Origin of the sequence: Marinifilum sp. D714, assembly GCF_030851345.1 — a bacterium.
GTDB lineage: Bacteria > Bacteroidota > Bacteroidia > Bacteroidales > Marinifilaceae > Marinifilum.
Map to the genome: position 1 here is coordinate 113845 of NZ_JALPNU010000010.1, position 25953 is coordinate 139797.

The 25953-nt window shown below is 35.3% G+C and carries 20 protein-coding genes and 1 riboswitch; of the genes, 13 read left to right on the forward strand and 7 right to left on the reverse strand.

From position 1 onward, the window contains the following. Positions 1-52: 52 nt before the first annotated feature. Together der and era are read right to left on the reverse strand one after the other, a co-directional pair. Entirely contained in the window at positions 53-1360 is a 1308-nt protein-coding gene (der, locus tag M0051_RS11390) for a ribosome biogenesis GTPase Der (protein ID WP_306741658.1), read from the reverse strand. 21 nt (positions 1361-1381) lie between these two features. Next, positions 1382-2263 carry a GTPase Era gene (era, locus tag M0051_RS11395; protein ID WP_306741659.1) on the reverse strand — a complete coding sequence of 294 codons (882 nt, stop codon included), beginning with the start codon at positions 2261-2263 and terminating at the stop codon, positions 1382-1384. Between the two features lie 231 nt (positions 2264-2494). Next, positions 2495-2613: riboswitch (FMN riboswitch) on the forward strand. A 113-nt stretch (positions 2614-2726) separates the two neighbouring features. On the opposite strand from era, the gene ribD reads away from it, so the two are divergent. From ribD to ribE, 4 genes are read left to right on the forward strand one after another with little or no spacing between them, the layout of a single operon-like run. Next, positions 2727-3824: a bifunctional diaminohydroxyphosphoribosylaminopyrimidine deaminase/5-amino-6-(5-phosphoribosylamino)uracil reductase RibD gene (ribD, locus tag M0051_RS11400; protein ID WP_306741660.1), complete on the forward strand. Its 1098-nt coding sequence runs from the start codon at positions 2727-2729 to the stop codon at positions 3822-3824. A 41-nt stretch (positions 3825-3865) separates the two neighbouring features. Continuing rightward, positions 3866-4522, forward strand: coding sequence for a riboflavin synthase (locus M0051_RS11405; protein WP_306741661.1), 657 nt, complete (start codon positions 3866-3868; stop codon positions 4520-4522). 24 nt (positions 4523-4546) lie between these two features. Continuing rightward, positions 4547-5794 (forward strand): bifunctional 3,4-dihydroxy-2-butanone-4-phosphate synthase/GTP cyclohydrolase II, encoded by a 1248-nt coding sequence (locus M0051_RS11410; RefSeq protein ID WP_306741662.1) that lies wholly within the window; start codon positions 4547-4549, stop codon positions 5792-5794. Between the two features lie 26 nt (positions 5795-5820). Beyond that, on the forward strand, positions 5821-6282 hold the full coding sequence (ribE, locus tag M0051_RS11415; RefSeq protein ID WP_110363316.1) for a 6,7-dimethyl-8-ribityllumazine synthase: 462 nt from the start codon (positions 5821-5823) through the stop codon (positions 6280-6282). A gap of 95 nt (positions 6283-6377) precedes the next feature. On the opposite strand, the gene M0051_RS11420 is transcribed toward ribE, so the two are convergent. Beyond that, a complete protein-coding gene (locus M0051_RS11420; RefSeq protein WP_306741663.1) occupies positions 6378-6959 on the reverse strand; it encodes a thioredoxin family protein in 582 nt (193 codons plus the stop codon). 218 nt (positions 6960-7177) lie between these two features. On the opposite strand from M0051_RS11420, the gene M0051_RS11425 reads away from it, so the two are divergent. Continuing rightward, positions 7178-7681 (forward strand): hypothetical protein, encoded by a 504-nt coding sequence (locus M0051_RS11425; RefSeq protein WP_306741664.1) that lies wholly within the window; start codon positions 7178-7180, stop codon positions 7679-7681. Between the two features lie 84 nt (positions 7682-7765). Here the strand turns inward: M0051_RS11425 and M0051_RS11430 are convergent, their stop codons facing one another. Further along, on the reverse strand, positions 7766-8923 hold the full coding sequence (locus M0051_RS11430) for a DUF1343 domain-containing protein (RefSeq protein WP_306741665.1): 1158 nt from the start codon (positions 8921-8923) through the stop codon (positions 7766-7768). Between the two features lie 205 nt (positions 8924-9128). On the opposite strand from M0051_RS11430, the gene M0051_RS11435 reads away from it, so the two are divergent. Further along, positions 9129-10370, forward strand: coding sequence for an FtsX-like permease family protein (locus M0051_RS11435; RefSeq protein WP_306741666.1), 1242 nt, complete (start codon positions 9129-9131; stop codon positions 10368-10370). 1 nt (position 10371) lies between these two features. Here the strand turns inward: M0051_RS11435 and M0051_RS11440 are convergent, their stop codons facing one another. Next, a complete protein-coding gene (locus tag M0051_RS11440) occupies positions 10372-13830 on the reverse strand; it encodes a PEP/pyruvate-binding domain-containing protein (RefSeq protein ID WP_306741667.1) in 3459 nt (1152 codons plus the stop codon). 219 nt (positions 13831-14049) lie between these two features. Between M0051_RS11440 and gdhA the strand changes: the two genes are divergently transcribed. From gdhA to M0051_RS11475, 7 genes are all read left to right on the forward strand, one after another. Beyond that, positions 14050-15405, forward strand: coding sequence for an NADP-specific glutamate dehydrogenase (gdhA, locus tag M0051_RS11445; RefSeq protein ID WP_373568315.1), 1356 nt, complete (start codon positions 14050-14052; stop codon positions 15403-15405). A gap of 395 nt (positions 15406-15800) precedes the next feature. Next, on the forward strand, positions 15801-16679 hold the full coding sequence (locus M0051_RS11450) for a CPBP family intramembrane glutamic endopeptidase (protein ID WP_306741668.1): 879 nt from the start codon (positions 15801-15803) through the stop codon (positions 16677-16679). 4 nt (positions 16680-16683) lie between these two features. Then, positions 16684-17484: a class D beta-lactamase gene (gene blaOXA / locus M0051_RS11455; protein WP_306741669.1), complete on the forward strand. Its 801-nt coding sequence runs from the start codon at positions 16684-16686 to the stop codon at positions 17482-17484. 27 nt (positions 17485-17511) lie between these two features. Beyond that, on the forward strand, positions 17512-17997 hold the full coding sequence (locus tag M0051_RS11460) for a DUF2059 domain-containing protein (protein WP_306741670.1): 486 nt from the start codon (positions 17512-17514) through the stop codon (positions 17995-17997). Between the two features lie 91 nt (positions 17998-18088). Continuing rightward, positions 18089-20062, forward strand: a complete 1974-nt coding sequence (gene gatE, locus M0051_RS11465; RefSeq protein WP_306741671.1) for a Glu-tRNA(Gln) amidotransferase subunit GatE — start codon at positions 18089-18091, stop codon at positions 20060-20062. Further along, positions 20062-21444 carry a Glu-tRNA(Gln) amidotransferase subunit GatD gene (gatD, locus tag M0051_RS11470; protein WP_306741672.1) on the forward strand — a complete coding sequence of 461 codons (1383 nt, stop codon included), beginning with the start codon at positions 20062-20064 and terminating at the stop codon, positions 21442-21444. Before gatE ends, gatD begins: the two co-directional genes overlap by 1 nt. A 115-nt stretch (positions 21445-21559) precedes the next feature. Continuing rightward, positions 21560-22219 (forward strand): CoA pyrophosphatase, encoded by a 660-nt coding sequence (locus tag M0051_RS11475; protein ID WP_306741673.1) that lies wholly within the window; start codon positions 21560-21562, stop codon positions 22217-22219. On the opposite strand, the gene M0051_RS11480 is transcribed toward M0051_RS11475, so the two are convergent. After that, positions 22196-23593, reverse strand: coding sequence for a transglycosylase SLT domain-containing protein (locus tag M0051_RS11480; RefSeq protein ID WP_306741674.1), 1398 nt, complete (start codon positions 23591-23593; stop codon positions 22196-22198). The two genes, M0051_RS11475 and M0051_RS11480, sit on opposite strands and share 24 nt — an antisense overlap. A gap of 121 nt (positions 23594-23714) precedes the next feature. After that, positions 23715-25691: a putative porin gene (locus M0051_RS11485; RefSeq protein WP_306741675.1), complete on the reverse strand. Its 1977-nt coding sequence runs from the start codon at positions 25689-25691 to the stop codon at positions 23715-23717. Between the last annotated feature and the right edge of the window lie 262 nt (positions 25692-25953).

Sequence of the window (25953 nt, forward strand, 5' to 3'; positions counted from 1 at the left end):
AAAAAACCGACTCAGAAATTCTGAATCGGTTGATATGATTGCTTTGTAGCAATTATTTTTTTCTCATAAAAATCTGAATCGGAACACCTGTAAATGTCCAGTTTTTACGAATCTGGTTTTCAAGGTACCTTTTGTAAGGATCTTTAATGTACTGTGGCAAGTTACAGTAAAAGGCAAAAGTTGGAGCCAAAGTTGGCAATTGAGTTACGTACTTAATCTTAATGAATTTACCCTTTACCGAAGGAGGAGTAAACGCAGCAATGGCTTCCTGCATCACCTTATTCAATTCTGAAGTTTGGATCTTGCGAACTCTATTTTCATGTACTTCCAATGCAGATTCCAACACATTTAGTAATCGTTGCTTAGAAGTTGCAGATGTAAAAATGATTGGTACATCATTAAAAGGAGCAATTTTATTTCTGATTTCTTGCTCGAACTCTTTCATGGTGTTGGTTTCTTTCTCAATCAAATCCCACTTGTTCACCATGATCACAACACCTTTTCTATTTTTGATTATCAAATCAAAAATACTCAGATCTTGTGCTTCCACACCGCGTGTAGCATCGAGAATCAGAATACAAACATCAGCCGTTTCTATGGTTCTAATCGATCGCATTACCGAATAAAATTCCAAATCCTCATTTACCTTTGGCTTTTTACGAACTCCGGCAGTATCTACCATCATAAAGTCGTGACCAAATTTCTGGAATCTTGTATGAATAGAATCTCTGGTTGTTCCTGCAACATCAGTAACAATATTTCTTTCGATACCAATTAATGCATTTACCGTTGATGATTTTCCTACATTAGGACGACCTACAAATGCAAGTCTTGGTAAATCGTTGTCTTCTTCTTCAGGTTTTTCTTCAAAATCACCCACAACCGCATCAAGCAAATCTCCAGTTCCAGAACCATTCACCGATGATATTGGATAAACAACATCTCCAATTCCCACTGAATAAAACTCATTCGCTGCAAAAATCAAATCGCTGTTATCTGCCTTATTGGCTACCAGATAAACCTTTTTTGTAGTTCTGCGAAGAATTCTGGCAACAGCCTCATCCAAGTCTGTCATTCCATGCTGAACATCCAGCACAAATAAAATGGCATCGGCCTCATCAATAGCCAACATTACCTGTTTGCGGATTTCTTCATCAAAAACATCTTCCGAGTTGAATGAATATCCACCAGTATCAATTACCGAAAACTCTTTTCCATTCCAGTCTGCTTTCCCGTAATTACGATCACGGGTTACTCCGGCAGTTTCATTTACAATCGCTTTTCGGCTTCCTATTAATCGATTAAAAAGTGTAGATTTTCCAACATTTGGACGACCTACTATTGCAACAATATTACTCATAACTGTTAATTGTGATCTGTTTTACTGATTGTACCCGAATCCTTTTAATTTATTCTCTTTATTTCTCCAATCTTTGGCAACTTTAACGTATATCTTTAAAAATACTTTCTTACCAAAGAATGCTTCCATGTCTTTTCTGGCTTCGGTTCCAACTTTTTTAAGTGCTTTACCTTGATGACCAATGATGATCCCTTTTTGCGACATTCTTTCAACATTAATCACCGCCATAATGTTAATAATCTTAGGTTCATCTTTAAACTCTTCTACTTCAACTTCCACAGCATAAGGAATTTCCTTATCGTAGTTCATCAATACTTTTTCTCTAATGATTTCATTCACAAAGAAACGGGCTGGCAAGTCAGTCATTTCGTCCTTAGCAAAGTAAGGAGGTCCTTCTGGCAATAGCTCTAAAATTCTATCAAATAAATTAGAGACATTAAAATTCTCTTTTGCCGACATAGGGAAGATTTCTGCTTTTGGCAGCTTTTCTTTCCACACGTCCATCATCTCAACAAGTTTATCCTGAGTTGTCAAGTCAATTTTATTCAAAATCAGGATAACCGGAGTATCAGTGTTCTGAACCTTTTTTAAGAAATCTTCATTCTTATCAATGGTTTCAACAACATCGGTAACATATAAAATAATGTCAGCATCAACCAATGCAGATGTCGAAAACTTCATCATCGATTCCTGAAGTTTGTAGTTCGGTTTCAATACTCCCGGAGTATCAGAATATACAATTTGGAAATCTTCACCATTTACAATTCCCTTAATTCGGTGGCGAGTGGTTTGCGATTTCGATGTGATAATCGAAATGCGTTCACCAACCAAATTGTTCATTAAGGTTGATTTTCCAACGTTCGGATTTCCAATGATATTTACAAAACCTGACTTATGAGGCATACTTACTCCAATTTAGTGATTTAAAAATTTTTGCAAATATAGAACAATTAATGCCATTTACGAAAATGTCTAAAGATCATTAAGCTTGATACTTGTATTTTTTCAGATAAAAAATCTATAATGAACTGTTAATATTGTTTAAAGCATATCAGCTTCATTTGTTTTTAAATCTTAAAGATCTATATTTGTAGCAGAAGCAGTACTTAAAAACTCTGTTTCCACATATTTTTATTGTTTCTTCAGGGCAGGGTGAAATTCCCGACCGGCGGTGATAGTCCGCGAATCTGTAAAAGGATTGAACTGGTGAGATTCCAGTACCGACAGTATAGTCTGGATGGGAGAAGAAAAATAATTGATCGATTCGATTAATTCATGTCATTGGAAAAATTGGTTCCAATTGGCAGACCGTATAATAAATGCCCTGAATAGTGTACACTGTTCAGGGCTTTTTGTTTTTAAATATATGAGCAAGAAATACGAATACATGCACAGAGCTTATGAGCTTGCCCAAAAAGGAGTGGGAAGAGTAAGTCCAAACCCTCTGGTTGGTGCTGTAATTGTAAAAGACGATAAAATAATTGGGGAAGGATATCATGAATTTTATGGTGGTCCTCATGCCGAAGTAAATGCTTTCCGTTCGGCCAAAGAGTCAGTTGAAGGTGCTACCATGTATGTAACGCTAGAACCTTGTTCTCATTACGGAAAAACGCCTCCTTGTGCCGAAGCCATTGTAAAAAATAAAATTGGGAAAGTGATTATTGGTATGCTTGATCCCAACCCTTTGGTTGCTGGTCGTGGTGTGAAAATTTTAGAAGAAAATGGCATTGAAGTTGATTTTGGCTATTTGTGCGAAGAGTTGACCGAAATGAATCGCACTTTTCTAAAATTCATACAATCGAAAACACCTTATGTGGTAATGAAAACTGCCATGACACTGGATGGAAAAATTGCCAGTAAAATAGGTGATTCTCGTTGGGTATCGAATGAAAAATCAAGAGCTAAGGTTCATGAATTAAGAAACGAATTGGCAGGAATCATGGTTGGTGTTGATACGGTTATTGCTGATGATCCTATGCTTACCACAAGACTGGAAAATGGAAATGGTAAGAATCCGATTCGAATTGTTGTGGATAGCAAGGCAAGAATTCCATTAGATTCAAAGATTTTAAATACTTCAGATCAAGCAAAAACCATTTTAGCTGTTACCGAAAAGGCAGATCTCGATAAAATCCAGCAGATCGAAGCCAAAGGAAATCAAGTTTTAAAAGTAGATGCATTAAATGATAGAATAGATTTAAATGTTTTGATGAAAATGCTGGGAGAACAAAACATCGATGGAATATTATTGGAAGGTGGAGCTACACTAAACTTTTCAGCATTGCAATCAGGCATTGTTGATGAAGTAGTTTCTTTTGTCGCACCTAAAATAATTGGAGGTAATGCTAAAAGTCCGGTAGGCGGAGAAGGCATTGAATTGATGAAGGACGCCATAGAATTAGATAATATTAAGTTGCAACAATTAGGAAATGACCTAATGTTGTCAGGAAAAATAAAAAAGTAGCAGTTTCTGATTACTGTTTACTGATAACTGATTACTGAAGAATGTTTACAGGATTAATAGAAGAAATAGGACAAATAAAAGCCATCGAACGAGGAGCAAAATCGATTCGTTTAAGCATTGCTGCCAATAAAATTATGGATGATGTAAAATTGGGCGATAGTATTGCCACCAATGGAATTTGTCTTACGGTAGTAAGTTTCGACTCTGCCGGTTTTACAGCTGATGTTATGCCGGAAACCATGAACAGAACCAGTTTTGGTACACTTGGCAATGGTAGCAAGGTGAATTTAGAAAGAGCCGTTCGTGTTGGCGATCGATTGGGTGGACACATGGTAAGTGGTCATGTAGATGGCTTAGGAGAAATTGTAGGGCAAGAAAAAGATGACAATGCCATTTGGGTGAGTATTGCTGCTCCAAAAAATATCTTGAAATATGTAATTGCAAAAGGCTCAATTGCTATTGATGGGATCAGCTTGACTGTAGCTTATGTGGATGAGAAGATATTTAAAGTATCAATCATTCCTTTAACTCAATACGATACAACTTTAATCTCTAAAAAAGCTGGCGAGAAAGTCAATTTGGAATGCGACATGACAGCAAAATATATAGAGAAATTCATGTTCCACAGAGAGGAAGATGAAAAATCAGAGAAGTCTGATATTTCAATGGATTTTTTAAAAGAAAACGGATTTGCATAAACAAGACAACAAACTAGATAAGTAATGGAATTTCATACTATTGAAGAGGCGATTGAAGACATCAGACAAGGTAAGATGATTGTAGTGGTGGATGATGAAGATCGCGAGAATGAAGGTGATTTATTAATGGCTGCCGAAATGGTAACCCCTGAGGCAATTAATTTTATGGCTCGTCAAGCCGGAGGATTAATTTGTATGCCAATAGTAAAAGAGCGTTTGGACGAATTGAATATCGATATGATGGTGTACAACAATACCGATGCCAAGCAAACTGCTTTTACTGTTAGTATTGATGCCGCCGATTGTACAACTGGAATTTCTGCTCATGAACGTGCTCATACTATTAAAAGAGTATTGGAAAATGATGCCAAACCTGAAGACTTTACTCGTCCGGGACACATTTTCCCACTGGTTGCTCGTAAAAATGGTGTATTGGTTCGTGCTGGTCATACCGAAGCTGCTGTAGATTTAGCTCGTATGGCAGGTCTGTATCCTGCAGGTGTAATTTGTGAAATCATGAACGAAGATGGTACCATGGCTCGTGTTCCTCAATTGAAGGAATATATCGAAAAGCACGATTTGAAAATGATCACCATTGCTGATTTAATTGAATATCGTCGCCAAACAGAAACCATGATTGAAAAGATTACTGAAACTGCTATGCCAACGCAGCATGGAGACTTCAGAGCTCATGGTTATGTGAATAAAATTACCGGCGAACATCATGTTGCTTTGGTAAAAGGTAATGTAGATACTGATGAGCCTGTTCTTACACGAGTTCATTCCGAATGTTTAACCGGTGATGCTTTTGGTTCGCTTCGTTGCGATTGTGGAGAACAATTACAGGAAGCTCTGAAAAGAATTGAAAAAGCTGGACGTGGTGTATTGTTGTACATGCGCCAGGAAGGTAGAGGGATTGGTTTGATAAATAAACTTCGTGCATACCAATTACAAGATATGGGAATGGATACCGTTGAAGCTAACCTTGCACTTGGCTTTAAAGCTGATCTACGCGACTATGGTATTGGGGCTGCAATTCTTGCTGATTTAGGAGTTAAGAATTTAAAACTAATGACCAACAATCCACTAAAAGTGGCAGGCTTAAAAGGTTATGGTATCAAAATTGTTGATCGTGAAGAAATTGAAATGACACATCACGAAAAAAATGAATTTTACATGATGACCAAAATGAAGAAAATGGGTCACATGTTACATCAAGATGTGAAGTGGAATCTTCAAAACGATGATAAAAAAGTAAAAGGAATTGAATAAAAAATAATCGAAAAATAGATAATAAAATGAATACAATTGAAGGTAAATTAGTTGCTGAAGGTCTTAAGTTTGGAATCGTAGCGGGTCGTTTTAACGAGTTTATTGGAAGTAAACTGTTAGGTGGCGCATTGGATGCAATCAAACGTCATGGTGCATCAGAAGATGATGTTGATGTTGCTTGGGTTCCAGGTGCATTCGAAATTCCATTGATTGCAAAGCGCATGGTAAAAAGTGGAAAGTATGATGCTGTAATCTGTTTAGGTGCTGTAATTAAAGGTTCTACTCCTCACTTCGACTATGTATCAAATGAAGTAACTAAAGGTGTAGCACATGTTTCATTAGATTCAGAAGTTCCTGTTATTTTCGGTGTTTTAACTGTTGATACAATCGAACAAGCTATTGAACGAGCAGGTACAAAAGCAGGTAACAAAGGTTACGAAGCTGCAGTTTCTGGTATTGAAATGGCTAACTTATTAAAGCAATTGTAATTCTGAATTACGGATAAAAGTACTTCTTACGAAAAGTACAAAAGCAAAGAGGCTGTCTTTTAAAAGATAGCCTCTTTCTATAAATCATATTTTCTTCACACCAAATCACATGCATCTGCAGGCATCCAGTGTTTATCTTTTCCATCCCATTTAACATTGCAACCAATTGGATTAGTTACTGGGGTAGAAATTTTCTTTCCATCCAAATGCTCAATAATTGCTCTTTCCAAATCACGTACTGTAACTTTCGAAGTATCCTTTGGATTGTCAACCGCTCTTCCCGTATAGATTAATTCTCTCTTCTCATTAAATAAATAAAAGTGCGGTGTTCTTAAAGCTCCATAACTAACAGCTACCTCTTGAGTTTCATCATGTAAGTAAACCCAAGGAAAATCATTCTCTTCCATTCGTGTAACCATATGGTTATAATCATCTTCTTCGTAAGTATTAGGAGAATTGGAATTAATTCCAACAAATTCAACTCCATGCGGTATAAACTTGTCTGCAATGGCTCTGGTATCCTCATCCGATCCAACAACATAAGGGCAATGATTACAAGTAAAGAAAACCACCAGTAATTTCGATGACTTAAAATCATTTAATTTATATCGAATACCATCAGTTGCAATCAAATTAAATTCGGGAGCTTTATCTCCAATTTGTAAGGTAAATGCCATTTCTTTCTAGTTTAAGGTTGTTACTCCCTTAAAAATACCGATTATTTTGATAAGTTCTAAATTATCAAGTCTGATTTTTAGCATTAATCTTCCATTAATTTAACATTATCTCCTCCATTTTTCTCCTTTAATATTAACACTCATTTAATAGTGTTTTTAGATACATCAGAGCTGTTTTTTTTATACTTGCTATAACAATTTTCAAGAAAAAAGATCTTATGGAGAGTACTTTTAACAGGACGAAAAAAGCAAATGATTTACATACCTTTCAATTATCTGAAATATCGAAAAAATACGCACAGAAAGAGATTGAAGCAAGTAGTTTGGTTTATTTGATGAGAAGAAAACTGAATTCTCTTTACCACCAGGATTTAAGATTGATTAAACCTGTTTTGAAAAGGTATCCTGATTTTTGGAAATCTATAGAAGAGTCAGAAAAAAATGCCAAAGCATTTATGGGTTGGCTAAATCATATGCGATCGTTTTACAATCTAATTGTGAATGATTCCAAGTATAACAAAGCATTAATCAATAGCTCTATTAATATTTCAGAATTAAAGCATGCCTACATTCTAATTCCTGAATTGCTTCAGGCCTATCGAAAATTACAAAAGTGTAGTTTAGAAAAAAGTATAGTGGTTAAGCGCTTAAAGATTTCATCACATGATTTTGATTCAACCAGTTCGAATCATGATATTGCAAACCATTATAGTTTTAAATAAGAAATCCCTTAGAAACAGGTCGTCGGGTTTGTCAATTATGTCGATACTACTTTCCTTTCGCCACCGACGATTCTGTTTCTGATTTTACTCCCAATCGGGATAAATCAGATATTTTTTCCGAATATTTTCAAACTCTTTCAGACCTTCTTGCCAGGTAGCTCTAATTTCTTCTTCGCTCATTCCCTTTTCTATTTGCAGCCTTAATTGATTTGTTCCTGCAAGATTTCTAAAAAAAGCATTAAAGAATTTTGTATTACCATGAAGTTGTTGGTAAGCCGTTATTAGAAAAGACAGATTAAGGGCTTTTCTATTTCTAAAATCTTCCAAGTTGTAATTGCTCAAATCATATCCATAACATACTTTGCCTTTAAATTTGGGATACTTGCTAGCTCCAGGAATACTTCTTGGAGTAAATGAATAGCCTTTCTGCTTCATCTTTGGATGTCCAAAACATTGGAATGGATAATCAGTTCCTCGTCCTGCACTTACAGAAGTGCCTTCGAAAAAGCACAAGGAGGGATACAAGGCAATCGAAAGAGCATTTGGAAGATTGGGTGATGGCTTAACTGGTAAATCGTACATTTGATTTCGATCCCAATTTTTGCACGGAATCACAGTAAGATCACACTTTAAACTTCCCTTTAACCAAGCTTCACCATTAATCATTTTTGCATACTCTCCAATCGTTAAGCCATAAACAACAGGTACCGGATGCATCCCAACGAATGAAGCGTATTTTTTTTCTAAAAGCGGTCCATCCACGTAATGGGCATTAGGGTTAGGTCGGTCTAAAACGACAAGTGGTATATTTTGCTCGGCACATATTTCCATCACATAATGCAAGGTTGAAATATAAGTGTAAAAACGAACACCTACATCCTGAATATCAAATACCATTAAATCTATGTCTTTCACCTCCTCCTCGCTTGGCTTAAAATGTTTGCCATATAGAGAAACTATGGAAATGCCTGTTTTTACATCTTTGCTGTTTTTAATTTTTTCTCCAGCATCGGCAACACCACGGAATCCATGCTCCGGACTAAATATTCTTTGAATTTTGATGTTTCTTGCAACTAAAAAATCAATTAGATGCTGATGTCCAACCAAAGAGGATTGGTTTCCCACAATCCCAACAGATTTGCCTTGAAGCAAAGGCAAATAATCATTATAATTCTCAGCGCCTGCCAATGTTTTTAATGCAATCTGTTGTGCACAAGATGTACTTACAAATAACAAGCACATCAAAGTTGTATATAAATAAGCTCTCAGCATATGATTCTTTTCAATTTTAAACCAGATAAAGCAATCAAGAATTTCTAAGTTCTCGTTGTAGAATATTTAAATTCATGAAGCTCCCATAACATTCGCAACCAATTGCAAATAAAAATAAATTTTAATCATTCGAAATTACTACTTTTGTGCTAATCTTAACAAAAAGAATATCAATTTGAATCTGGAATTATTTATAGCTAAAAAAATTACCACTGGTGAAAAGGGCGAAAAGAAAATGTCGCGCCCAATTATAAAGATTGCCAAACTTAGCATTGCACTTGGCATTAGTGTTATGATTTTAGCTGTAGCAATTGTAACTGGCTTTAAATCTGAAATTACCAATAAAGTAACTGGCTTTGGTTCACACATTCAGATTACCAACTACGATAATAATTCTTCCTTTGAGACACAGCCAATTGATAAAAGCATTATCGATACCAATCTGATAAAGCAAATTAACGGGATTCGACACATTCAATCTTTTGCAACAAAGCCAGGTATTTTAAAAACCAAATCGGAAATTCAAGGAATTGTTTTAAATGGTATTGGCAAAGATTACGACTGGAGCTTTTTTAGTAAAAATTTGGTTGAAGGTGAAATATTCAAGCTAGAAGAAAAGAAAAGCAATAAAATTCTGATTTCAGAGAAATTATCGAAGCTGCTTCAAGTTAAAATTGGCGATAAAATATCAGTTTACTTTATTCAACAACCTCCTCGCGAAAGACGATTTGTTATTTCAGGTATTTACAATACAGGAATGGAGGAATTCGACAAACTGTTCCTAGTTTGCGATATGCGACATATTCAAAAACTAAATGATTGGGAGGATAATCAAGTTAGCGGATATGAAATTTTCATTGATGATTTTAATGAAATATCGGAGCTTACCTACTTGGTAAAACAAAATACAGCAAGTTCTTTCACGCAAGATGGAGGCAGTATAAAAGTTCGAAATATTGTTAGAAAACATCCACAAATTTTCAGTTGGCTCGAAATGCTGGATCTTAATGTTTGGATTATCCTTTCGCTAATGATTCTAGTAGCCGGTATCAATATGGTTTCAGGCTTACTGATCATCATTCTGGAAAAAACCAACATGATTGGAATTTTAAAAGCACTGGGAACAAAAAATTGGTCAATACGAAAAGTATTCCTTTACCAATCGAGCATGGTAATTGGCAAAGGAATGTTATGGGGTAATGTTATCGGTATAGGCTTGTGTCTTTTGCAATATTATTTCGAAATCATTCCATTAGATCCTACCAACTATTACGTTGACACTGTACCAGTTAATTTAAAACTTAGTCATTTACTTTTATTAAATGTTGGAAGTTTAATTGCTACAGTTGCCATGTTGCTAATTCCATCCTATTTAATCACAAAAATTAGTCCGGCTAAAGCCATTAAATTCGATTAAATCATTTCTGCCAACTGGCAACTGCCAATCTCTTTTTACCATCCATTTTAATACTTAATGGCTTGGCAAAACGTACATGCTTAACTGCACCATATTCAGCTATCAAATCCTGTTTTCCTAGCAAATGGTAATCTACAAAAGAAGTTTCGGAATGATGATGAACAGAACAATAGCCAATATTCATTGATGTTACATTATGGAAAAAGTGTGAACCTGATGAAGCCTCCAAAGGGTAATCTGCAAAGCTAGTTTCCACAATCAGTTTTGCGTTTGATATATCCTTCCATTTCACAGGAATCCCAATCCATTTGTCTCTTGTTCCCCACCTTCCAGGACCAATGAGCACATAGTTCTTATCTTGTAATCTCATTTTCTCATTCACCGAAGAAATAATCGAAGCAATTTCAGATGTCATTTCCTTTTTGAATAACTCCGGAGCAACATAAATTACATCACTTACCTTATCAATTAAACCATTTCCCATACTCATTTCAGAAAGCAACATCAATCTGTTTCGGTCAATCTCTTCCAAATCAACATTATAGTCATCAACATTTCCGATTAAAGGTTTTATCTGCAACAAGTAAAAGGACGCCTTTCCCTCTTTATCTTTGGTCAAATCAACCGCAAATTCAATTTCTATTGGCGATCCCATTGCCTCTTTCACGATATCCAAAACCAATTCTATTGTCTTTGCCAATGGAATGTAATCGTACTTCAGAATATTGGCAAAATTTACAATTCGAGGTCCATAAGCATCCAAACCAGGACTAATTGTATCATTAACCGAATTGTAAACCGATGCACAATGGGTAAGATTTCCATGCTCTTCTGCATCATCAATTTCTAGTCGAATTAAACCTGCTGTTTCTCCCTCTAATAAGTCAACATTTTTTTTCTTTAAATCAACTGCATAAAATTCAACCTGCGAATTTTTGAATTGATCCTTAGGTGAATTGTTCTCGATAGTTGGAAAAACTGGAGAAAATCTGCAGGCCTTTTCTCCATCCACTACGTATTTGCCCAAACCTACAGCAATTACAGCATAACCTTCTTCAGGTTTCATATGTCCGTAAGGGTAATAATTGTAGGATTGGGCTACGCCTGAAATATGTGGATAAAAAGTATCTTCATATCGATTACCAACCACTTCCTGAATAACAACAGCCATCTTCTCCTCTTCAAGTTTGTAATTTAGAGCCTGAACATTAGCACGTGATTCCTCAGAAAAAATAGAAGCATAAACCAGTTTTATTGCATCGGTAACTTGCTTTACCCGTTCATTCAAATCCGGATGATTGTTAGGAACCAAATAGGTTTGAAAAACTCCCGCCACAGGCTGCAACAATGAATCTTCAAATAAGCCAGAAGAACGAATGGCCAATGGTTGATCAAAATTCATCAACATGATCCTGATTTTCTGAACCAATCTTAATGTAAGATCCGATGCCAAAAACAATCGTTGTACTTCCTTATAATCGGGTAAATCTTTGGTTTTATCCAATAAATTATTTCTATCAATAAACGATTCATATTCATCAACACCAATTACTGCAGTCATTGGTGCTTTTATATTGATATCCTTGATGTATCGACTTAAATCAAGATTAAAAAGCATTGAATTGATAAAAGCCAAACCTCTTCCCTTTCCTCCCAAAGAACCCGTTGAAAGTGTAACGATATTATTGGCATTTAAAACCTGATCAGAATTAAACTCAACCACCTTACCTTTGTTCTTCTCATTCCTGTAGTTTTGAATCACATTAATTAGATACTCGCGAACATCTTCGGCAGATTTAAAGTCACTAATATTGTAAGGGGCAATCATTTTTGCAATACGTATCTCTCCTCGCGCCATCAACCAAAGTGAGAAGTGATTTTTATTGGCATGATAAACCAAAGACTCTGCAGGAATATGATACAAATACTCTTCAAACTCCCTCAAAGATTTTGCTGTAGCAATTTCATTACCATCAGCATCTTTGTAAACAAAATCTCCAAAACCAAGAAATTGTCGGATAAAAAGGCGAATATCATGACGCAATGTTTCAGAGTTTTTGTTTATAAAACTGCACTTTAAATTAAATGCGTGTGCAGCATTGGTAACATCTGAAGATTGCAAGATTACAGGTAGATTTGGATATTCATCCTTTATTTCCTTTACCAATTGTATTCCGGCATCTTCTTCAAACACTCCTTCTTTTGGAAACTTTACATCCGAAATTAAGCACAACAGAAAATCTTTAAACTTGTAATAAATATTCATGGCCTCTTCGTAATTGGAAGCCAGCAAGATTTTCGGACGAGCTCGTAATCGAAGAATCTTATATTGAGCATCGGTACTTACATCATCAATAATTCGTTGGGTTTGTGCCAGTACACTCTGGTATAGCATTGGCATATATCGTGAATAGTATTTGGCAGAATCTTCTACCAAAAGAATTACACGTGAAAGTCCTATTTTCGTATCATTATCAACATTTACCTTGTCTTCCAGTGATTTGATCATTGCAAAAAACACTTGCGATTCTCCGTTCCAAACGAAAATTTTATCCACCGTTTTTAGCTCGGTTCGCTGTTCTTCAAAAAGAGCAATATCTGCATCGTTGTTTAGCAGGAGGAAAATTGAGATGTATGGAAATTCACTATTAATCTTCTCACTATATTTTATCGGAGTTTTTTTATCCACACCAACCATCAGAATGATCATATCAAAGTGCTTGCTGTGCAATTGCTCCATGGTTTCCTCCAAGGTAGAAACTCCAGTTACACGCGGCATTGAAGTCAAATTCAACTGCTGATATTCACCTGAAATCTGCTCTGCAAAACGCCCTTCTCTCTCAATACAGTATGCATCGTACAAATTGGCAACCAGCAAAATTTCCTTCACCTTAAATGGCATCAAATCATGATAAATATCTCGATCAGCATTATTCTTGTTTAGGAAATTTTGAAGCAGTTTTCTATTGGTAACTGGTACGTAAGGTCCAATAATTTCCTTTTTTGCCTCACTCTTATATTTTACTTGTGATAAAAGCTGCTTTCCTGTTTCGCTATTTATATATCCAACAATAATGCTCGCAAGATTCTCAATCAGGTGTCTCTCCTCCTTTAAGAAAGGTCCCTCATCCAAACTTGGAAACTTCTTCACATAACAGATCTCAATTCTTCCACTTTTATTATCAATGGTCATGAATTCCTGAGTCATGGTCCATTGCGACAACCTAAAGCCTGAACTCAAGTATTCGTTCCCATCAAAAATAATTCGTGCCACTGTAAATTCCGGATATTGCCATGCTTTGGGTAGTATAAAGCAGATTTGTTGCAAAGTATCTTCAATAGATTTTCCTTCCTTTATTATTCCTGTAGTTTGGTTTATTGCGGCTAGTTCTTTTAGTCTTTCAACATTCTCCGCAATGATCTTGTTAATTCCTTGATTTTTATCAGATTCTGAATTCATAGGTTTAGGGCTTACGTAGATACAATAAAAATTAAGTGCAAAAATTCAATATTTAGGCACTAATAATGGGCTCTTTTAAATTTAATGAATTTAAACGAATTCTAACAGCTTGACCTTGAATGAATTCTTTCATACCTTTAATAAGGTAAGCGGTTATCCAAAAGACTGTTTACTAATTACACCCAGAATAAATCATGTCTAACTTAAACTTTTTGCATCATGACAACCATGTTCAAAGCCCCATCCAGTAAGGAATTTATGGATAATTTAATTAGTAAAACTCCTGGTGAGATAGAATTTCATCAAGCAGTTCACGAAGTTGTTGAATCCTTAATGCCATTTCTGGAAGAAAATCCTAAGTACAAAACAGCTAAAGTTCTTGAGCGTATTTCAGAACCCGAGCGAGTAATCATTTTTAGAGTTCCATGGGTTGATGATAAGGGAGAAATACAGGTAAACAGAGGATATCGCGTTGAAATGAATAGTGCAATAGGACCATACAAAGGAGGTCTGCGCTTTCACCCAACAGTAAATCTTGGAATCCTTAAATTTTTAGCTTTTGAGCAAGTATTTAAGAACAGTTTAACTACACTACCAATGGGTGGTGGTAAAGGAGGATCTGATTTTGATCCTAAACAAAAATCCGATGGTGAAGTAATGCGTTTCTGCCAAAGTTTTATGACAGAATTATCGAAACACATTGGACCAGACACCGACGTTCCTGCAGGAGATATTGGTGTTGGCGGACGCGAAATTGGATTCATGTTCGGCCAGTACAAAAGACTTCGCAATGAGTTTACAGGAGTTCTAACCGGAAAAGGTGCCGAATGGGGAGGAAGTTTAATTCGCCCTGAAGCAACAGGCTATGGTAATGTGTACTTTGCCGAAGAAATGCTTAATGCTAAAGGAGACAGCTTAAAAGGCAAAATTGTTACTGTTTCAGGATCTGGAAATGTAGCTCAGTTCACTGTAGAAAAAGTAAATGAACTTGGCGGTAAAGTTGTTACCCTTTCCGATTCTTCGGGATTTATTTATGATCCAGATGGAATTGATGAAGAAAAACTGACCTATGTAATGCGTTTGAAGAATGTAAAACGCGGAAGAATTGAAGAGTATGCTAAAAAGTATAAAGTAGGTTATTTCCCAGGAGAAAGACCTTGGGGAGTAAAATGTGATGTTGCCTTACCAAGTGCTACTCAAAATGAAATTAACGAAGATGAAGCAAAAACTTTAATTGAAAATGGTTGTATTTGTGTTTCCGAAGGAGCTAACATGCCATCTACTCCAGAAGCCATAGAGGTTTATTTGGAAAATGAAATTCTATTTGGACCGGGTAAAGCTGCCAATGCTGGTGGAGTTGCTGTTTCAGGATTGGAAATGTCGCAAAATGCAATGCGAATCAGTTGGACTCGGGAAGAAGTTGACAATCATCTGAAACGCATCATGAAAGACATTCATTCAACTTGTATTAAGTATGGTAAAACTTCGAATGGGTTTGTAAACTACGTAAACGGAGCAAATATTGGCGGATTCGTAAAAGTTGCCAATGCCATGATTGCACAAGGAATCGTATAGATAGATTTGTAACATTAAAAATGAGCTTGCTTCAAATATGAAGCAAGCTTTTTTTTGAAAGTCTTGGAAAGTTTAAATACGGAAAAAATAGAAAAGTTGTGAAATCCCATGAACAATGGATTCGGATAGATTTAATTCCTCATTCACACTACCGATAGCTATCTGTATACAAAGAACTTTCATTTCTGTTGGAGATTCTCATTACAAACATTGATAATATCCTTATCAAATAATGAAGGTATGAGAAAACTAATGACATTCGGGAGTAATTGTATTTCAATTTTAGCCTGATTATTGTTTCAAATAAAATGCATTTCTTAAGTAGAAGCTAACATGTTTTAAATTATTCTGTTAATTTTAACCCTCTCAATAAATCCCATTCAATTATGACCCAAATGAACTCAACCCCAGCCATCAAACAAGGATGGCTTCGTGCGATTTTAATTATTATTCCCTTTTATATTGTATTTGGAATTTTTCAGGTAATTGGAGTTATTATTCATGCTGGTGCAACGGGCCAACTTGATATTACAAACCTTCAAAATATCAACATGTCAAGTGGAATAATGTTAACAGGACAGTTTACTGGAACTCTTGGCACTTTATTTATAGTTTGGATATTCACGAAGTTTATTGATCGACAAAAATTCGTTAATCTGGGATTTTCGATAAAGAATAGAGCAAAAGATATCATTTACGGACTTCTTGCTGGAATAGTGATGATGGGCCTTGGTACTCTTATTCTTCAGGTGAATGGTAATCTGACTATTGATTCTGTTAACTTTGCATTCCTTGGCCTCTTGCAGTCTGTGTTTCTATTTATACTTGTTTCTATAAACGAAGAAGTATTTGTTCGCGGCTATATCCTTCCAAACTTTATGGATTCAATGAACAGATACCTGGCCCTGGTTCTATCATCATTAATCTTTACGGCATTGCACTTATTGAATCCTAATGTATCATTTTTAGGAGTTACAAATATCTTTCTAGCCGGTATTCTTTTAGGAATTGGATACATTTTTACCAAAAACTTATGGTTTCCGCTTGCCTTACATTTTAGCTGGAACTTTTTTCAAGGACCAATTTTTGGTTTCGAAGTAAGCGGAACAAAAAGCGATACTTTAATTTCTCAAACCATTACTGGAAATGAAATTCTTACCGGAGGTAAATTCGGTTTTGAAGGTTCCTTACTTGCCAGTATCCTTTGCACAGCTTGTATCATTCTATTTTGGTTTATCTACAAAAAGCAGGATTATAAATTGCAAAAAGCTTAACACGATGAAAATAATTGCACTCTTATTCATATCGTTGATATTTCTTGCTTGTACCAAGCAAAAAGAATCCATTCTTGATGCATACAAAGCAAATGACCTACAAGAAATATTCGATCAAGCAAACGTAAATGGTTGTTTTGTTATTCATGATTTTAAAAATAATAAATCACTTGCATACAATCCTGCACGATTGGATTCTGCTTTTCTTCCTGCATCTACCTTTAAAATCATTAATTCGATGATTGCATTGGAAACAGAAGTAATTAAAGACGAAAATGAAATGATTAAATGGGATGGAAAAAAACGTTTTATTGAATCATGGAATCAGGATCACAACTTGGCATCCGGAATAAAAAATTCTGTTGTTTGGTTTTACCAGGAGTTGGCAAAACAAATTGGTGAAGAGAGAATGAAATATTGGGTTGAAAAAGCTGATTACGGAAATAAAAACATTGGTGGAAAGATTGACCTTTTCTGGCTGAATGGAGATATAAGAATCACGCCAAATCAACAAATTGATTTCCTAAAAAAACTGTATTTAAACCAATTGCCCTTTCAAAAGAAAAATCAGGAAACTGTAAAAAAGATTTTACTTGTAGAACAAACAGATGACTATTCAATTCGAGCAAAAACAGGATGGGCGGCACGCATAGAACAAGAAATTGGTTGGTACGTTGGTTATCTTGAAAACAAGGACAATGTTTACTTTTTTGCCTTAAATATGGATATCAATTCATCAGATGAAGCAAAATATCGAAAACAAATAACAACTGATATTCTAAAAATTTTAAATTTGACAAAATAATAATCAACTAAACCAAAATACAATACAATGAAAATAATAGGGACCAAAGTATTTTTATTGATACTGCTTTTTACAGCGAGTACTTGTTTTGCCAATCAAGGTGTAAATGACGATGAATATGCGAAAGATGTAAAACATCTTTTTCAGGTAAATGGATCTGCCAATAGCTTCAAGCAGTCAATCAAAACCATGATTGAACATTTTAAATCGCAAGAATCCAATGTTCCGGCAAGTTATTGGGAAAAAACAGAAGCTGAATTTTTAAAAACTTCTTTTGATGATTTATATGATATGATTGTTCCCATTTACCGAAAAAATCTATCACATGAAGATGTAAAAGCAATGATTGCTTTTTTTGAATCGGATGCTGGTAGAAGAATTGCTCAAAAAACTCCTGCTATTACAGCGGAAAGTATGCAAGCCGGTATGATTTGGGGGCAAGAAGTCGGCAGAAAAATTCATGAAGACATCCAAAGCAAGGGATTTAAAATAAGATTACCATTCACACCATAATTTATTTGACTTTTAGATTGTAAACCTGTCATTTATCATTTCTTATCCAATGAATAATATGTACATTTTGGGGTTACCAATTTAACCCGAAATGAGTACTAAAATTACACCCAAACAAAACTATGAACTCACCCGACAACAAATTGGCTATATAGACAGAAGGCTCGCCACGCCTGAAGACTATCGTAGAATCGGATTTAAGTCGGGTTTAGAAGTTCATCAACAACTTGCCACAAAAGAGAAGTTGTTTTGCCATTGCCCTTGTGGCGTGTTTCAAAAAAACGGAGATTACGATGCCGAAGTAATTCGCCACATGCGACCTGCTATGAGCGAATTAGGTGGATACGATGGAACAGCTCTTATGGAATTTAAAACCCGAAAGAACATCATTTATCGAATCAACAACGAAACCGCATGTACCTACGAAGTAGATGATACTCCTCCGTTTAAAATTAACCCGGAAGCTTTAGAAATTGCACTAAAAATATCTTTGCTTAGCAAACTCAACGTAGTTGGTGAAGTTCACATCACCCGAAAGCAATATTTGGATGGAAGTATTCCTACAGGATTCCAACGTACAGCAATTCTTGGCGTAAATGGCCATATTCAACTTCGAAATAAAAAGGTAAACCTGATACAACTGAGTATAGAAGAGGATTCTTGTCGAGAAATCGCAGATGTTGGTCATGAAAGATGGTACAAAACCGATCGTTTGGGAATGCCCTTAATCGAAACCGTTACTGCACCTGAACTCGTAACCCCAGATGAATTAAGAGAAGCAGCTGAATACATTCGTTTCTTAAACAGAAGCACAGGTTTGGTTAGAACTGGAATGGGTGCCGGACGCGAAGATGTTAATGTAAGTTGCCGAGGCGGCTCAAGAGTAGAAATAAAGGGAGTTGCACACAACAAATGGATTCCTGAACTTTCTCACAACGAAGCATTCCGTCAATGGGCTTTGTTACATATCCGAAAACTATTATTAGAGAGAATCAAGAAAGAAAAATGGCAAGTGAATCATATGGAATTGGACCCACATGAATTTAAATTTACCTATCTGCCTTTGGTTGAGTGCAAAGAGAAAAAGCATAAAATCATTGCCATCAATATCCCTGAATTTAAAGGATTCCTTTCCCATTTTACTCAGCCAGATCAGGTTTTTGCTGACGAAATCTCTCAAAGATTAAAAGTGATTGCATGTATCGAAAAGCCAAATATGATTCATTCAGAACAAGAAGATCTAAGCATTTCTGATCATGATTTTGCTACTATTCGCACATACCTTAATGCAAAAAATAATGATGCACAAATCATTATTTGGGGGCCGGAAGAGGATATGGAAACTGCTATAGAAACAGTAGTTGAACGTTGTGAAATGATTTTTGATGGAGTTCCTAACGAAACCAGAAAATCACTTCCAAACGGAACAACCATATTCGAAAGAGTACTTCCTGGCGCCGATAGAATGTATCCTGATACTGATTCTTGTCCAATTCCTTTATCTAATGAATACATTGAAAAATTGGGGAAAGATTTGCCTCAAGATATTTCTGAAAGAATAGAATTATTAAGCAAATGGGGGGTACCTGAGGATGCTTATCATTTCATTCTTAGTAAGAATATTTTCCCTGTAATAGAAGAAATTTGCGAACGCTTTAAGTTCGATCCTAAACGTGTTGCAATATTCTTTGGTCATACCTACAAGAATATTGCTGGTAAACAAAAAGCACATACCGATTTCAACTATCGAAAATTGATAGGACTATTTAAGTTCATACATGAAAAAGGTCTGCACATTAATATTGCAAAATACCTACTTCCAATATTGTTCCAACATCCAAGCATGGAATTTAACTCTATGCTCACAGCTTTAAAATTTAAAAAACGAAGCTTGGATGAATTGGCTGCTCCAATAGATTTCTTAACCGAGAAATACCGTGATATCAGAAAAACAGATGATAAAGAAGAAGCTGCAAACTGGATTATGGGTCAACTTCACAAGCAAGCTATTGGCAATATAGAGTTAAGAGATTTAAGAGAAATCATCGATAAACGATTACAATAATGGAAGATCTTTTTCAAGGATATAAGGGTGATGCTCTGGAAACCCTCAAAAAATATAATGTAAGAGTATGGGGAAAAACTCATATTGTAACAACCAGAGGTGAGTTTGATGGCACAATTTTACCACGTGCCGAGAATGATGACGATCAACATATCGTTCTAAAAATTGATACTGGCTATAACATTGGGATCAATATTACTACCATTAAGGAAATGAAGGAAACAGGCTACAAAAAAGCCAATTACAAAGTTCCTGAAAAAGAATTTCCTTACACCGAAGGACAGCCAAAGGTGAAATTATTTGGTACTGGTGGAACCATTGCTTCTCGCCTTGACTACCGAACCGGAGCTGTTATTCCAGCTTTTTCTCCAGGAGAACTGTATGGGTCTGTTCCCGAATTGGCAGACATCTGTAACTTAACTACCGAGAAAGTTTTTGCCGTATTTAGTGAGAACATGGGACCACAGCAATACATTTCTTTAGCCATTGCCATTGGCAAGGAAATAGAAAATGGAGTTGATGGAATTATCATTGCTCATGGAACAGATACTCTGCATCATACTGCAGCTGCACTTACCTATATGGTTCAAGATTTACCTGTTCCCGTGGTTTTAGTTGGCTCTCAACGATCGTCAGATAGACCTTCTTCTGATGCTGCTTTGAACCTAATGCATTCTGCCATTGCGGCAGGTCATGGAGACATAGCCGAAGTAATGGTTTGTATGTTCGGTCCAACTTCTGATGAATATGGATTCCTTCACCGTGGGACTAGAGTTCGTAAAATGCATTCGAGTTATCGTTCTACTTTTAGGACATTAGGAGATACTCCATTAGCAACGGTTACACGAAAAGGTGTAAATGCAATTAAGAAAAAATACAATCATCGCCGAAAGGATAAGAACGTTAAGATTCTTCCCTATTTTGAAGAAAAAGTAACCATTCTTTACTATTATCCCAACATGCAACCGGATATAATTGATGCATTGGTTAATTGCGGATACAAAGGAATTATTATAGCAGGAACCGGACTTGGGCACGTCAATAAACCAGTATATCCAGCTTTAAAAAGAGCTGTTGAAAAAGGTGTTCATATCTTCATGACAGTTCAAACGCTTTGGGGTTATACTCATATGTTTGTTTACGATACGGGTAGAGATTTAATGGCAATGGGTGTAGTACCATTGGATAATATGTTACCAGAGGCTGCATACATTAAATTAGGTTGGGCTCTGGGTCAAACTAACGATCGACAAGAGGTTATTGATATCATGGAAACACCAATTAATGATGAAACCACAAAACGAGAACCTTACAATGGATATTTGCTTTACCAGGGAGGTGTACCTGAGGTAGAACAATTTGTTAAGAATTTTAGAAAGTAATTTGAACCCGGTGTTTAGCCGGGTTTTTTAATGAATTTCCATAAAGTTTAATCTTTTTTTGACAGCTTGGGGAAACATTATTTCTATCTTTAAGTAAGATTTGAAAAAGGATTATATGAGTTTATTAGATACTACATTTGATTTAGAACAATTCACACAACAATTAAATAATGAGCTAAATAATGGTCTTCCAGGCTTTGATGCTCAAAAAATAATGTCGCCTTCAATTCGTGAACATGCTCTAAAAACAAGTGATCCTTCGATTGCAAGAGACAGTAGTGTTCTATTACTCTTCTATCCTAAAGATGGTCAATTGTACCTTCCATTTATCAAAAGAACTTCAGGAAATACCAGTCACAGTGGACAAATTAGTTTACCTGGCGGAAAGTATGAAGAAACCGATTCCAACAGAACAGTTACTGCAATTCGTGAAACCAACGAAGAACTTGGTGTCGATTGTAAAAAAATTAAAATATTGGGATTCCTAACCGAATTGTATATTCCGGTAAGCAATTTTATGGTACTTCCTGTTTTAGGATATTGTAAACAAAGACCCGAATTTCAAATGAACCCTTTTGAAGTGGAAGAAGTCATCGAAATGCCTGTACAGCAACTTCTTTCTAAAGAAAATATTTTGAAATTTAGTTTTACCAAAAATGATCTCACAATAAACGCCCCATATTTCAATGCCAAGGGACACAAAGTATGGGGAGCTACTGCAATGATTTTATCTGAATTACGTGAGATATTCTTAAGAGCTGGTTTGATCCGTTAAAGCCATATTTTTGTAGTGCTTGTATCGATCTAGGATCTTAATTACATACCAATAAGGTTCTTGTCCACGACAGTATCCATACTTTACAACCGGATCATTAAAGAATTCAGGCTTCGATTTATTCAATAAATAATAATCAACACTACCTTTCCATTGATCAGGGTTCTTACCATTCTTTTGCGCTAACCTTCGAGCATCAAGAATATGTCCCAAACCAACATTATAAGAAGCCAATAAGAATTCTAATTTATCAGTTTTATCACCCAATGTTTTATCGAGCTTAGCTTCTAAATATTTTAAGTGCTTCACACCAGCTTCCACATTTTCCTGAGCAGTTGACAAGGAATCAACATCGTATCGATATGCCGTTTCAGGCATTAATTGCATCAAACCAAAAGCTCCAACCCACGAACGTGCCTTGGGATTAAAGTTCGATTCTTGATAAACCAATGCCGATAACAATCTCCAATCCCAATCAATAAGTTTTGCCTTTTTCTTTAGCAAATCGTCATATTCAGATATCTTACCACTCTTTAAAGTAAAGTATTCACTTTGAAGCATCTCTTCAATTCTGCTACTTTTAAAATATTTCCTGTAGATGATTCTGTATTCCCTTGTTTTCTGGAAATCAATCAACCACATATTAATATCTTTCGTAAGCTCATCGGTTCCTTTTCGTAAAGCCCATGCTAAATTTTGCGGCTCACTCAAATGTGTTCGAATATCAATATTTGGATAATAAGTTTGATTCACCATTGCAACATTCTCATCGGCAATCGTATAGGAAATCTCTCTGTTTGCTACTTTAGAAATTAATTCCTCCACCTCCATTTGATCGACAGGAACAATCTCGATATCATTATTTCCAGTATTCGATATTCTATTCAGCCTTTCCTCAAACGAAGATCCCTTCGGGACGTGAATTTGCTTCCCAAATAATTGCGATTTTTCACTCACATATCCAACAGGACGAATAGAATCATTAATCTGTATTAATACTTGACGTGATTGACTATGAGGTACAGTAAAGTTAAACCTCTCTACCCTATCTCCAGTCACTGTCAAATTCATTCCTAGTAAATCAACATCACCGCGTTCCAAGGCTTCAAAAGAAGAAACCAAATCGTTACTTACCGTCAAATCAAGCTTAACATTTAAATGTTTAGCTAATGCTTTCAGCATTTCATACTGAAATCCCATAGTTCTACCTTTGTAAATAAAATAGTTAGTAGAATTATAATCGGTAATCACTCTTAGTTTTCCACGCAGCTTTACATGCTTCAATTCTACAATGGGTTTCTCTTGCATTTGTAACTTCACAAGCTTTCGTTGTTGGTTACAAGTTTGCAAAAACACCATGAAAATCAAAGGCATAAGTAGCTTTATGTATTTAAATTGCGACATAAAATTCTCCCTTCCTAATATTAAATTAGAAATAAACAGGTCTTAAACCAAGAATTATTTGATTTATATTCTTGGCTCCTTTTAAGAATTCTTAATTGTAAAAAGTCCAAATTAATCCGTATTTCAGCATAGACGGATTGATTGGATAATGAAGTGCTGAAAAATAGTTTTTACTTCCAATAGAAGCGTTTGCATGCTCATACATGACAAATAAACGTGTTCTTTTTATTCTAAAATTAAAGTACACATTTACCTTAGGATAATCCCCCAGTTCCTTTTGATCCTGCAAAAAGAACTGTCCAGTAGCAGGCATATAATTTGGAGCGTAAAAACTTGTATTATAATGTATCGATACACCAGTTTGTATGCCTAATGCACCATTAAAGAATTCATTTTTATAATAGTTATTACTATAGATTGATAAAGTTGGAAGAGGTAAAACCTTCTCATTTGAACAATTTTGACCAACCAAGCTTTGGTTTAGATAAAAGTTCCCTAACTTGAAATTTTTCTGCAAATATCCTGTTAAAACAGAAATTCCACTACTGGCTTGTTCAGGTGTTGCCTGCAATCCAAAATAAGTGTAATTATCTATCTGACTGAAACTTGCACCAATTTTTAATCTATATTTCTTATTAAAATATTCTACACCAGCACGTAATTCAGTTTGTTTGTCAAGATTTAAATCCCATTGCTGATGATTTCCGTAGTACTTCTCCATAACGTAATTTGGAGTAGTCGATTCCAATCTTCCAGAAAGCTTAAAACCATGCCCAGAATTCTTTTCACCAAACCATTTTGTTAATTGATAATCCAAATCAAAATCATTTTGGCGATATCCTTCGAACACATATTTACCAACTGCTTTCCAGTTTACAGATTTTCCAGATAAACTAAATAAACTAGCAACAAGTTGATTATTGTGGATATTTTCATCCTTTTGTTGCCAAGCATATTGAGTCACTTTTCTTCTAAGATTATACTTCATAAACTCACTTTCGATACCAAACCTTGCTCCTAAGCGAATCCATTTGTTTTCATTTTCATTAAAAACAATCTGAAAAGTATTCTTAACCGATGATTGTTCAACCTTATCGAAGGTTGAATTCTGATCCAATAAAAATTCAGTAGGATAAAAATTTTTATTTAAATTTTCATCCTTAAACTGCCAGCTATTTTTCTCGTAATTTAATGTATATAATAAATCAATAGCATACGAATAAGTTGTATCTTCTTCCATTACTATTTCTCTTTCCTTACCAATACCATAGGAATGATTCATAAACAAATTAAAATTTGTCAATTTTGATTTCCCTTCGGATAAATTTACCTGGATATTTTCCGGTTCTTCCTCACCATCGGTAACTAAATCGTCATTAACAACTCCACCATTTTCATTTGCACTAATGCGATTCATATTTAGAACCAGGTTCATTCCATAATTTCTCTTCTTATAACTCGAGAAAACAGTTAGATCATACAATTTAGTCTTCTGATTCTGATACTGACCATCACTTGAAATTAAATCATATTTTACACCAAAATTCCAGTTAGGTGAAATATTTTGTGTCTGTAAAACCTTTAATAAATTTTCAGACTGTCCTTTTGGTCCACCGGTTTCATAAAATAATCTGGTATATGGAGTCGTTGTATTAAAATAAATGATATCCTCTGGTTTGGCCATATAAGCTCTATACGCATCGAAAAATAAAAATCCGTCCTTTTCTCTATCAATGTAAATATTACTTTGATAAGCCGCTCCTAAATTTCCCAAATATGAATTAGAAATACTCTTTTGATAGATCGGATTATAGTTTTGAATTTCTCCTAATATTGTATCCAATTTGAATTCTTCAACTGAAGAATTCATATCTATAAGTTTCCATGTTTTAATTACAGACTCAACATTGTAACCTAAACTATCTAACATCTTAGAATCATCCTTCTTTGATTGTTTAGACATTGATTTTCCATCAGGGCCAATGCTAGCACCAGTTAATTTTCTTTGTGCAAAGGAAATTGTGCTAAGTCCAAATACAAGAGCTAATATTATGAAATATTGTTTCATAGCGTACAAAGATATACAAACTGAGACGAACTTAAACAGATTGTTTGAAAATATAGGTTAAAAAACCTTAAGCGTGAGTCAATGAATCTAAATTCAAGGTAAGCGGAAGCTTGTTAAAGCTTCAAATAATGTTATTTAGATATTGATTTATAAAAATCAAAGTATATAAAAAAGAGTCTCACTCCAGTTGGAATAAGACTCTTTAAAGGTTGGCGTCGACCTACTCTCCCACATCTCTGCAGTACCATCGGCGCTAACGGGC

What these genes read in the sequence shown, in the direction of transcription:
- der (WP_306741658.1), bottom strand. Translation starts at nt 1,360, where the DNA reads ATGAGTAATATTGTTGCAATAGTAGGTCGTCCAAATGTTGGAAAATCT.
- era (WP_306741659.1), bottom strand. Translation starts at nt 2,263, where the DNA reads ATGCCTCATAAGTCAGGTTTTGTAAATATCATTGGAAATCCGAACGTT.
- ribD (WP_306741660.1), top strand. Translation starts at nt 2,727, where the DNA reads ATGAGCAAGAAATACGAATACATGCACAGAGCTTATGAGCTTGCCCAA.
- M0051_RS11405 (WP_306741661.1), top strand. Translation starts at nt 3,866, where the DNA reads ATGTTTACAGGATTAATAGAAGAAATAGGACAAATAAAAGCCATCGAA.
- M0051_RS11410 (WP_306741662.1), top strand. Translation starts at nt 4,547, where the DNA reads ATGGAATTTCATACTATTGAAGAGGCGATTGAAGACATCAGACAAGGT.
- ribE (WP_110363316.1), top strand. Translation starts at nt 5,821, where the DNA reads ATGAATACAATTGAAGGTAAATTAGTTGCTGAAGGTCTTAAGTTTGGA.
- M0051_RS11420 (WP_306741663.1), bottom strand. Translation starts at nt 6,959, where the DNA reads ATGGCATTTACCTTACAAATTGGAGATAAAGCTCCCGAATTTAATTTG.
- M0051_RS11425 (WP_306741664.1), top strand. Translation starts at nt 7,178, where the DNA reads ATGGAGAGTACTTTTAACAGGACGAAAAAAGCAAATGATTTACATACC.
- M0051_RS11430 (WP_306741665.1), bottom strand. Translation starts at nt 8,923, where the DNA reads ATGTGCTTGTTATTTGTAAGTACATCTTGTGCACAACAGATTGCATTA.
- M0051_RS11440 (WP_306741667.1), bottom strand. Translation starts at nt 13,830, where the DNA reads ATGAATTCAGAATCTGATAAAAATCAAGGAATTAACAAGATCATTGCG.
- gdhA (WP_373568315.1), top strand. Translation starts at nt 14,050, where the DNA reads ATGACAACCATGTTCAAAGCCCCATCCAGTAAGGAATTTATGGATAAT.
- M0051_RS11450 (WP_306741668.1), top strand. Translation starts at nt 15,801, where the DNA reads ATGAACTCAACCCCAGCCATCAAACAAGGATGGCTTCGTGCGATTTTA.
- blaOXA (WP_306741669.1), top strand. Translation starts at nt 16,684, where the DNA reads ATGAAAATAATTGCACTCTTATTCATATCGTTGATATTTCTTGCTTGT.
- M0051_RS11460 (WP_306741670.1), top strand. Translation starts at nt 17,512, where the DNA reads ATGAAAATAATAGGGACCAAAGTATTTTTATTGATACTGCTTTTTACA.
- gatE (WP_306741671.1), top strand. Translation starts at nt 18,089, where the DNA reads ATGAGTACTAAAATTACACCCAAACAAAACTATGAACTCACCCGACAA.
- gatD (WP_306741672.1), top strand. Translation starts at nt 20,062, where the DNA reads ATGGAAGATCTTTTTCAAGGATATAAGGGTGATGCTCTGGAAACCCTC.
- M0051_RS11475 (WP_306741673.1), top strand. Translation starts at nt 21,560, where the DNA reads ATGAGTTTATTAGATACTACATTTGATTTAGAACAATTCACACAACAA.
- M0051_RS11480 (WP_306741674.1), bottom strand. Translation starts at nt 23,593, where the DNA reads ATGCCTTTGATTTTCATGGTGTTTTTGCAAACTTGTAACCAACAACGA.
- M0051_RS11485 (WP_306741675.1), bottom strand. Translation starts at nt 25,691, where the DNA reads ATGAAACAATATTTCATAATATTAGCTCTTGTATTTGGACTTAGCACA.